Origin of the sequence: Streptomyces sp. SID5910 (assembly GCF_009862125.1) — a bacterium.
Taxonomy (GTDB): domain Bacteria; phylum Actinomycetota; class Actinomycetes; order Streptomycetales; family Streptomycetaceae; genus Streptomyces.
Map to the genome: position 1 here is coordinate 1 of NZ_WWHX01000091.1, position 9,017 is coordinate 9,017.

Annotated in this window: 7 protein-coding genes and 1 pseudogene; 5 read left to right on the forward strand and 3 right to left on the reverse strand. The window is 71.9% G+C overall.

Features of this window, described 5'->3' with window-relative positions; all coding sequences use genetic code 11:
- Positions 1 to 213 (forward strand): annotated as a pseudogene (locus tag GTW67_RS03515) (ATP-binding protein); the annotation flags it as partial.
- Positions 214 to 262: 49 nt separating this feature from the next.
- Positions 263 to 1,765, forward strand: coding sequence for a cytochrome P450 family protein (locus GTW67_RS03520; RefSeq protein ID WP_161163318.1), 1,503 nt, complete (start codon positions 263 to 265; stop codon positions 1,763 to 1,765).
- Here the strand turns inward: GTW67_RS03520 and GTW67_RS03525 are convergent.
- Positions 1,759 to 2,730 (reverse strand): RluA family pseudouridine synthase, encoded by a 972-nt coding sequence (locus tag GTW67_RS03525; protein ID WP_161163319.1) that lies wholly within the window; start codon positions 2,728 to 2,730, stop codon positions 1,759 to 1,761. The two genes, GTW67_RS03520 and GTW67_RS03525, sit on opposite strands and share 7 nt — an antisense overlap.
- 80 nt (positions 2,731 to 2,810) lie before the next feature.
- Here GTW67_RS03525 and GTW67_RS03530 point away from each other — a divergent pair, with 80 nt between their 5' ends.
- The gene (locus GTW67_RS03530) at positions 2,811 to 3,395 is read left to right on the forward strand and encodes a GNAT family N-acetyltransferase (RefSeq protein ID WP_161163320.1); all 585 of its coding nucleotides are present in this window, start codon (positions 2,811 to 2,813) and stop codon (positions 3,393 to 3,395) included.
- Positions 3,396 to 3,625: 230 nt separating this feature from the next.
- On the opposite strand, the gene GTW67_RS03535 is transcribed toward GTW67_RS03530, so the two are convergent.
- Together GTW67_RS03535 and GTW67_RS03540 are read right to left on the reverse strand one after the other, a co-directional pair.
- Positions 3,626 to 4,468 (reverse strand): siderophore-interacting protein, encoded by an 843-nt coding sequence (locus GTW67_RS03535; protein ID WP_161163321.1) that lies wholly within the window; start codon positions 4,466 to 4,468, stop codon positions 3,626 to 3,628.
- A 68-nt stretch (positions 4,469 to 4,536) separates the two neighbouring features.
- Complete coding sequence (locus GTW67_RS03540) at positions 4,537 to 5,442, reverse strand: 5'-3' exonuclease (RefSeq protein ID WP_202436775.1); 906 nt, start codon at positions 5,440 to 5,442, stop codon at positions 4,537 to 4,539.
- A gap of 194 nt (positions 5,443 to 5,636) precedes the next feature.
- Between GTW67_RS03540 and GTW67_RS03545 the strand changes: the two genes are divergently transcribed.
- Both GTW67_RS03545 and GTW67_RS03550 read left to right on the forward strand, forming a co-directional pair.
- Entirely contained in the window at positions 5,637 to 6,725 is a 1,089-nt protein-coding gene (locus GTW67_RS03545) for a betaine/proline/choline family ABC transporter ATP-binding protein (protein WP_161163323.1), read from the forward strand.
- Positions 6,718 to 9,017, forward strand: a 2,300-nt coding sequence (locus GTW67_RS03550; RefSeq protein ID WP_161163324.1) for a glycine betaine ABC transporter substrate-binding protein, incomplete at its 3' end; no start/stop codon positions are given. The genes GTW67_RS03545 and GTW67_RS03550, both read left to right, overlap by 8 nt.

Consider the following 9,017-nt stretch of genomic DNA (forward strand, 5'->3'; position numbering starts at 1 on the left):
TTGGAGGAGCGCGGAGTGCCCTTCGTCGTCGCCGTCAACTCCTTCCCGGACGCGCCCCGTTACCCCGTCGCCGAGCTGCGCACCGCGCTCGACCTGCCCGAGGAGATCCCCATCCTCGACTGCGACGTACGGCGCCGGGCCTCCAGCCGGGACGTCCTGATGACGCTGATGCGCTTCCTGCACTCCCTCGCCCTGAAGGGCGCGCTCACCTGACGCGCCCCCGACACCCTGCTGACCCTCACCTCTGTTGCGGAGCGACACTGTGACGCCTGAACGCCACGCCCCGACCGGAACGGGCGACCCCCTGCTCGCACCACCCCCCGGCTGCCCCGCGCACGGCCTCGGACCGGGCGGACTGCACCGGCTGAACGAGACGGACGACCTGGAGGGGCTCTACGAGCGGCTGCGCGGCCGGTACGGGCCCGTGGCGCCCGTGCTGCTCCACGACGACGTGCCGATGTGGGTGGTCCTCGGACACGCCGAGAACCTGCACATGGTGAGCACCCCGGCCCAGTTCTCCCGCGACAGCCGCATCTGGACCCCGCTCAACGAGGGCATGGTCAAGCCGGACCACCCGCTCATGCCGCACATCGCCTGGCAGCCGATCTGCTCGCACGCCGAGGGCGACGAGCACAAGCGGCTGCGCGGCGCGGTCACCGGGGCCATGTCCACGATCGACTACCGGGGACTGCGCCGGCACATCACCCGGCACACCCAGCGCCTCGTCAACCGGTTCTGCGAGGAGGGCCGCGCCGACCTCGTCGGCGATTTCGCCGAGCACCTGCCGATGGGCGTGATGTGCGAGGTCCTCGGCATGCCGGACGAGTACAACGACCGGATGGTGGAGGCCACCCGCGACACCCTCAAGGGCACCGAGACGGCCATCGCCAGCCACGCCTATGTCATGGACGCCCTGGGACGGCTCAGCGCGGCCCGCAGGGCGAAGCCCGAGAACGACATCGCCAGTCACCTCGTCACCCACCCGGCCGGGCTCACCGACGACGAGGTCACGGAGCACCTGCGGCTGGTCCTGCTCGCCGCCTACGAGGCGACCGTCAACCTCATCGGCAACGTGCTGCGCGTGGTCTTCACCGACCCGGGATTCCGCGCCCAGCTCAGCGGCGGCCAGATGACGGTGCCCGAGGCGGTCGAGCAGTCCCTGTGGGACGAGCCGCCGTTCAGCACGGTCCTGGCCTACTTCGCCAAGCAGGACACGGAACTGGGCGGCCAGCGCATCCGCGCGGGCGACGGGCTGCTGTTCGGCATCGCGCCGGGCAACGTCGATCCGCGCATCCGCCCCGACCTGGACGCGAGCATGCAGGGCAACCGCTCCCACCTCGCCTTCGGCGGCGGCCCGCACGAGTGCCCCGGCCAGGACATCGGGCGTGCCATCGCGGACGCCGGCATCGACGCGCTGCTGATGCGGCTGCCGGACGTGCGGCTGGCCTGCGACGAGGACGAGCTGACCTGGCGGTCGTCGATCGCCTCGCGCCATCTGGTGGAACTGCCGGTGCTGTTCGAGCCGCGGCCGCAGCAGGACGTGACACAGCGGCCGAGCCACACCGACGTCCCGCAGCCGCGCATCGCCTGGCACGTCGGGACCCTGCCGCCGCCATCGACGCCGTCGCCGTCACCGGAGCCCGTGCACGTCGCGCCCACCCCGCCCGTCGCGTCCCCCGCTCCCACGGTGACGGCCGCGCCGCCGGAGCCGGCTCGCCCCAAGGGGGCCTGGCAGCGCTTCCTCCTCTGGTGGCGCGGTTACTGACCGCCGGCCCACTCCCCGTACGCCGCCCACGCCCCGAGGGACCGCCCGCTCAGGAACCGGTGCTCGCGTCCCGTGACCGGATCGGTGAACGCCAGCTCCCGCGCCAGCAGTTGCAGCGGGCGCCGGAAGTCGCCGGCCGGCACGGGCGCGGCCACCTCGGGGTAGAGGGGATCACCGAGGATCGGCACGCCGAGGGCGCTCATGTGCACGCGCAGCTGGTGGGTCTGCCCCGTGGCGGGCACCAGCCGGTACCGCCCCAGCGCCGGTGCGTCCGCGGGGCCCGGAGGGCGGTGCCCTGTCAGCTCGACGCGGCTCACGGCGTTCGGCTCGCCCTCGACCTGACGGGCGGCCAGCACGCCGCGTTCCTTCACGATCCGGCTGCGTACGGTCCGGGGCAGGGCCAGGGCGGCGTCGTACGGCGCGATCGCCTCGTACTCCTTGCGCACCAGGCGGTCGCGGAACAGGGACTGGTAGGCGCCGCGTTCCTCGGGGCGGACCGTGAACAGCACCAGTCCGGCGGTGAGCCGGTCCAGGCGGTGCGCGGCGCCGAGCGCGGGGATGCCCAGCTCGCGGCGGAGCCGGGCGAGCACGGTCTCGGTGACATGGCCGCCGCGCGGGGTGGTGGCCAGGAAGTGCGGCTTGTCGGCGACGACGATGTGCTCGTCGCGGTACACGACCTCCAGCGGGAACGGCACCGGCACCTCCGGCGGCAGATCGCGGTGGAACCAGACGTACATCCCGGGCTCGTACGGCGCGTCCGCAGCCACCGCCCGTCCGTCGGCCCCGACGATCCGGCCCGCGGCGAACATGCCCTCGACCGTGCCGCCGCCCGCGCCGGACAGCCGTTCCACCAGGTGTTCGCGGACCGTGGCCCACGGCCCGGCGGCCGGCAGCCGCACCCGCACCGGGTCCACCCCGTGGCGCTGGGGGAGGGGCGAGGGCGGGGGAGGCGTACGGCGTCTCATCGGGTGCCAGCGTACGAGGCGGGGGAGGGCCGCGGAAAACGGGTGGTCCGCGCACCGGCGTCGTGGGAAGGATGCCGGTCATGCCCTATCTGACGAGCCCCGTTCTCCCGCCCGGCACCCTCTCCTGCGTCCCGCAGCCCGTGATCCCCACCGGTGACGGCCTGGCGCTGCGCCCGTGGCGCACCGAGGACGCGCCCGCCGTGCACGCGGCCTTCCAGGACCCGGCGATCCACCAGTGGCACCTCCGTGCCGCCGGCTCCGAGGACGAGGTGCGCGGCTGGATCACCGAGTGGCAGCGGGCCTGGGAGCAGGAGCGCACACCGCAGTGGGCGGTCGCCGAGGAGGCGACCGACCGGCTGCTGGGCCGGGTGGCGCTGCGGGAGGTGGTACTCGACGACGGGGTGGCCGAGGTCGCCTACTGGACCACGGCGGCGGCCCGCGGCCGGGGCGTCGCCCCGCGTGCCACGACCGCGCTGGCCCGCTGGGCGCTGGACGAGATCGGCTTCCAGCGGCTGGAGCTGATGCACTCCGTGGCCAACGAGGCGTCGTGCCGCGTCGCGGAGAAGACCGGCTTCGCCCTGGAGGGCGTCAAGCGACGGGCCCTCAGGCACGCCGACGGCTGGCACGACATGCACCTGCACGCGCGCGTGCACGGCGACGACTGAGCAGGGGCCGTCTCTCGGCCGGCGGCCGGCGCGGGGCGGCGGGTGCGCCGCCCGTGCGAGGCGGTTGCGCGGGGTCGGCGGTGCGTCCGGAGCGACGCCCCGCGTGACGTACCGGAGCGCGCCGCGTCGGACAGCGCCGCGTCGGACCGGGTCGGACGGTGCCGCGTCGGACCGCGTCGGTCGGTGGCGTACCGCCCGGCCGCCGGACGGGCGCCCGGTGGTGTCGGCGGTTACGCGGCCGGCGCGCCCTCCTGCTCCGCCTCGACGCGCTCGTTCCACTCCCGCTTGGACGCCTGCCAGCCGTCCTCGTTGTGGCCGAGCCGCCAGTACCCGGAGATGGACAGGTCCTCGCGGGGGATCTCGCGCTCCACCCGCAGCAGCTTGCGCAGCTCCTTCACGCAGCCCGCCTCGCCGTGCACGAACGCGTGCACCCGGCCCTCGGGGAAGTCCAGGCCGCGCACGGCCTCGACCAGCGCCCGGCCCACCGGACGGTCGCCGCGGTGCAGCCAGACGATCTCCACGTCGGAGTCGATCTTCTGCTCCTCCTCGGGCCCCTCGACCTCGATGAAGGCGAACGCGCGGGCGCCGTCGGGCAGCGCCTCAAGGGACCGGGCGATCGCGGGCAGCGCGCTCTCGTCGCCCGCCAGCAGGTGCCAGTCGGCGGCCGGGTCGGGCGCGTAGGCGCCGCCGGGGCCCATGAAACGGACGGTCTCGCCCGGCTTGACGCGCTTCGCCCAGGGCCCGGCCAGCCCCTCGTCGCCGTGGATCACGAAGTCCAGGGTCAGCTCGCGCAGCTCGGCGTCCCACTGGCGCACCGTGTACGTCCGGGTCACCGGCCACTGCTCGCGCGGGAACTCCTCGCGGATCCGCTCCATGTCGAAGGGCTCCGGGTAGGTCACGCCGTCGGCGGGGAACAGCAGCTTCACATAGTGGTCGGTGCAGGTGTCCGCCGGCAGCCCGGCGAGTTCCTCGCCGCCGAGCACCACGCGCTGCATGTGCGGGGTGATCCGTTCGGTGCGCACGACCTGCGCGGTGTGCGGCTTGCGCGGCCTGCGGCCCGGACGCTCTGCCATGACGGCCTCCCAGTCCCTGAGTTAGGTTTACCTAAGTTAGCATCCCTGTCCCCATCCGACCGTACGGCTCACGTGGTGAGCGTGGTGAGCAGCCGCTCCAGGGATCCGCCCAGACCCCAGCGGGCCGCGAGGGCGTCCAGCGCGGCCTTGTCGCGCGGGGCGTGCGGCAGCGCGGTGTCGACGTCCGGCAGCGGGACGTCACCGGCGACCCGGACGACCTTGGGGGCGACCGCGAGATACGGTCCGGCCTCGGTCAGCCGCTTGCGCTGCGAGGGCGTGAGCTTCGCCGCCGGGTCGCCGACCGCCGCGAGGATCCCGGCGAGGTCGCCGAACTCGGCGAGCAGCTTGGCGGCCGTCTTCTCCCCGATGCCGGCCACGCCCGGCAGGCCGTCGCTCGGGTCGCCGCGCAGCAGCGCCAGATCGGCGTACCCGAGGCCGTCGACGCCGTACTTCTCGCGCAGGACCGCCTCGTCGGTGAGCTGGAGCGTGCCGACGCCCTTGAGCGGGTAGAGCACGCGCACCCCGCGCGCGTCGTCCACCAGCTGGTAGAGGTCGCGGTCGCCGGTGACGATGTCCACCGGCCCCTTCGCGCGGGCGGTGTAGGTGCCGATCACGTCGTCCGCCTCGTACTCGGGCACCCCGACGCGGGCGATGCCGAGCGCGTCGAGGACGGCCTCGATCACCGGGACCTGCGGGGACAGCGTGTCGGGCACCTCCTCCGTGTCCGGGCCCGCCGGGCGCTCCTCGGCGACGCGGTGCGCCTTGTAGGAGGGGATCAGCTCCACCCGCCAGTGCGGGCGCCAGTCGGCGTCCATGCAGGCGACCAGGTGCTGGGGGCGGTGGTCCTTCACCAGGCGGTCGATGAAGTCGAGGAGTCCGCGCACGGCGTTCACGGGCGTGCCGTCGGGGGCCTTCACGGAGTCCGGCACGCCGAAGTAGGCGCGGAAGTAGAGGGAGGCGGTGTCGAGAAGCATCAGTCGTCCGGTCACGCCTCGCATCATGCCGCAGGTCGTGCGGGCGAACGGTGGAGGTCGTGTGAGCCGGGTCACTCATGTGTTTGGGCCGGGGTGATCGGGGCAGGCGCGCAGCCGGGCCGGAGCTGGTTGATTCATTCAACTGTTAGTCAGGCTTCGGATCCCTGTCCCTGCCCCCGAGCCAAGAGGTAAGCGTGTCAGCGAGGCTAGAGGCCGAGCACCTGTACAAGGTGTTCGGCAGAAAACCGGATCAGGCGGTCGAACGACTGCGCAAGTCGGCCGACCGCGAGGAACTGCGCGCCGACGGCACCACGGCCGCCGTCATCGACGCGTCCTTCACCGTGGAGCCCGGCGAGATCTTCGTGGTCATGGGGCTCTCCGGGTCCGGCAAGTCCACGCTGCTGCGCATGCTCAACGGTCTGCTGGAGCCGACCGCGGGTCATGTCCGCTTCGGCGGCGAGGACCTCACCGAGATCAGCGAGCGCCAGCTGCGCGAGGTCCGCTCCAAGAAGATCAGCATGGTCTTCCAGCACTTCGCGCTCTTCCCCCACCGCAGCGTCCGTGACAACGCTGCCTACGGTCTTGAAGTGCAGGGCGTGCCCCGCGCCGAGCGCGAACGCCGCGCCGACGAGGCGCTCGCCCTGTGCGGCCTGGCCGGCTGGGAGAAGTCGTGGCCGGACGAGCTGTCCGGCGGCATGCAGCAGCGCGTCGGCCTGGCCCGCGCGCTCGCCACCGACGCCGACCTGCTGCTGATGGACGAGTCCTTCAGCGCCCTCGACCCGCTGATCCGCCGCGACATGCAGGACCAGCTGATCGAGCTCCAGAAGACCCTGAAGAAGACCATCGTCTTCATCACCCACGACCTGAACGAGGCCATGCGCCTGGGCGACCGCATCGCCGTCATGCGGGACGGCCGGATCGTGCAGATAGGCACCGCGCAGGACATCCTCATACGTCCCGCCAACGACTACGTCGCCTCCTTCACCCAGGACGTCGACCGCTCCCGCGTCCTGACCGCCCGCGCGGTCATGGAGACCGAGCTGCGCGGCGACGAGGCCGACTGCGACTGCGAGACGGCCGCGCCGGACACGTCGTTCACCGAGCTGTGCGCGATCAGCGCGCGCGTCCCGCACGCCGTCGCGGTCGTCGACGGCGACCGCGGACTGGTCGGCGTGGTCCCGGACCGCCGCCTGATCGGCTTCCTCGGCGACGAGGACGCCGAGGCCGGCACCTGCGACTCGCGGCGCGGCAAGGGCCCGGAGAAGGTGATGGCCCGTGCCTAGGATCCCGCTCGGCACCTGGGTCAACGACGCGGTCGACTGGCTGCTCGCCCACGTCTCGTGGCTCTTCGACTTCCTCAAGACCGTCTTCACCGGGACCTACGACGGCATCAACGCCGTCCTCCAGGCCCCCGAACCGCTGCTCCTGGTCGGCATCTTCGCGGTCATCGCCTTCTGGCTGCGCGGCACGGTCGCCGGTGTTCTCACCTTCCTCGGATTCGCGTTCATCGTCTCCATGGAGCTGTGGGAGAACGCGATGATCACCCTGGCGCTGGTGCTCGTCGCCACGATCATCGCGCTGGTGATCGCCGTGCCCGTCGGCATCTGGGCGGCACGCTCCGACCGCGTCAGCGGCATCGTCCGGCCCGTGCTGGACTTCATGCAGACGCTGCCCGCGATGATCTACCTCATCCCGGCGATCCTGTTCTTCGGCACCGGCGCCTCCGCGGGCATCGTCGCCACCCTGATCTTCGCGCTCGCCCCGGGCGTGCGCATGACCGAGCTGGGCATCCGGCAGGTCGACAAGGAGCTGGTCGAGGCCGCCGAGGCCTTCGGCACCAGCCCCCGCAACACCCTGCTGCGCGTCCAGCTCCCGCTGGCGCTGCCCACGGTGATGGCGGGCGTCAACCAGGTCATCATGCTCGGCCTGTCCATGGCCGCGATCGCCGGCATGGTCGGCACCGGCGGCCTCGGCGGCGACGTCAACGAGGCCATCGGCCAGCTCAACGTGGGCCTCGGCTCCGAGGCCGGCGTCGCCATCGTCATCCTCGCGATCTACCTGGACCGCATGACCAGCGCCCTGGGCACCCAGGTCTCCCCGCTGGGCCGCCGCGCCGCCGCCAAGGCACGCGCCGCGGGCGGTCTGAAGATCTGGTCCTACCGTCCCCGTCCGCAGGTCGCCGTGATCGGCGTCGTCATCCTCGGCCTGGTCGCCGGCGGCATGGGCATCTTCGGCGGCTCCGGCGACTCGGACAGCGTCGCCGCGGGCAAGAACGTCGGCCAGGGCAAGAAGATCACCCTCGGCTACGTGCCCTGGGACGAGGGTGTCGCCTCCACCTTCCTGTGGAAGGAGATGCTTGAGCAGCGCGGTTACGAGGTCGAGGCCAAGCAGTTCGACGCCGGGCCGCTCTACACCTCCCTCGCGCAGGGCGACATCGACATCGTCACCAACTCCTGGCTGCCGACCACCCACGAGCAGTACTGGAAGAAGTACGGCGACCGGCTCGACGACCTCGGCTCCTGGTACGACAACACCTCCCTGGAGCTGACCGTCCCCGCCTACATGAAGGACGTCGACTCGCTGGCGGACCTCAAGGGCAAGGCCGGACAGTTCGGCGGCAAGATCACCGGCATCGAGTCCAGCGCCGGCGAGATGGCCATGCTCAAGAGCAAGGTCCTCGGCGCGTACGGCCTCGACAAGGAGTACAAGGTCGTCGACAGCTCCACCCCGGCGATGCTCGCCGAGCTGAAGCGGGCGATGAGCAAGAAGGAACCGATCGTCGTCACGCTCTGGTCCCCGCACTGGGCGTACAACGACCTCGACCTGAAGAAGCTGAAGGACCCGAAGGGCGCCTGGGGCCAGGGCGACGGCGTGCACACGCTGTCCCGCAAGGGCTTCGCCGGCGACGACCCGACCGTCGCCCAGTGGATGAAGGACTTCAAGCTCGACGAGAAGCAGCTCACCAGCCTCGAGGCCGAGATCAACAAGGCCGGCAAGGGCAAGCAGCAGGACGCCGTGCGCGCCTGGCTGGACTCCAACCCGGGTCTGGTCGACAAGCTCGCCCCGGTCAAGGGCGGCTCCGGCGCCACCCCGCCCGAGGCGAAGCGTGCCGTGGACGTCGCCTGGTTCCCCTGGGACGAGGACGTCGCCGTCACCTACCTGTGGAAGAACGTCCTGGAGCGTCGCGGCTACAAGCTGAACCTCAAGCAGATGGACGTCGGCCCGGTCTACACCGGCCTGGCCTCCGGCGACATGGACCTCAACTTCGACGCGTGGCTGCCCCACGCCCAGAAGAACTACTGGGACAAGAACAAGGACAATCTCACCGACCTGGGCACCTGGTACCAGCCGACCTCCCTGGAGATCGCCGTTCCCTCGTACGTGAAGGACGTCAAGTCCCTCGCGGACCTCAAGGGGAAGGCCGACACCTTCGACGGGAAGATCATCGGCATCGAGCCCGGCACCGGCGAGATGCAGCTGCTCAAGGACGAGGTCCTGCCGGGCTACGGCCTGGACAAGGAGTACAAGGTCGTCGACGGCTCCACCCCGGCGATGCTCGCCGAGCTGAAGCGGGC

What these genes read in the sequence shown, in the direction of transcription:
- GTW67_RS03525 (WP_161163319.1), bottom strand. Translation starts at nt 2,730, where the DNA reads ATGAGACGCCGTACGCCTCCCCCGCCCTCGCCCCTCCCCCAGCGCCAC.
- GTW67_RS03530 (WP_161163320.1), top strand. Translation starts at nt 2,811, where the DNA reads ATGCCCTATCTGACGAGCCCCGTTCTCCCGCCCGGCACCCTCTCCTGC.
- GTW67_RS03535 (WP_161163321.1), bottom strand. Translation starts at nt 4,468, where the DNA reads ATGGCAGAGCGTCCGGGCCGCAGGCCGCGCAAGCCGCACACCGCGCAG.
- GTW67_RS03540 (WP_202436775.1), bottom strand. Translation starts at nt 5,442, where the DNA reads ATGCTTCTCGACACCGCCTCCCTCTACTTCCGCGCCTACTTCGGCGTG.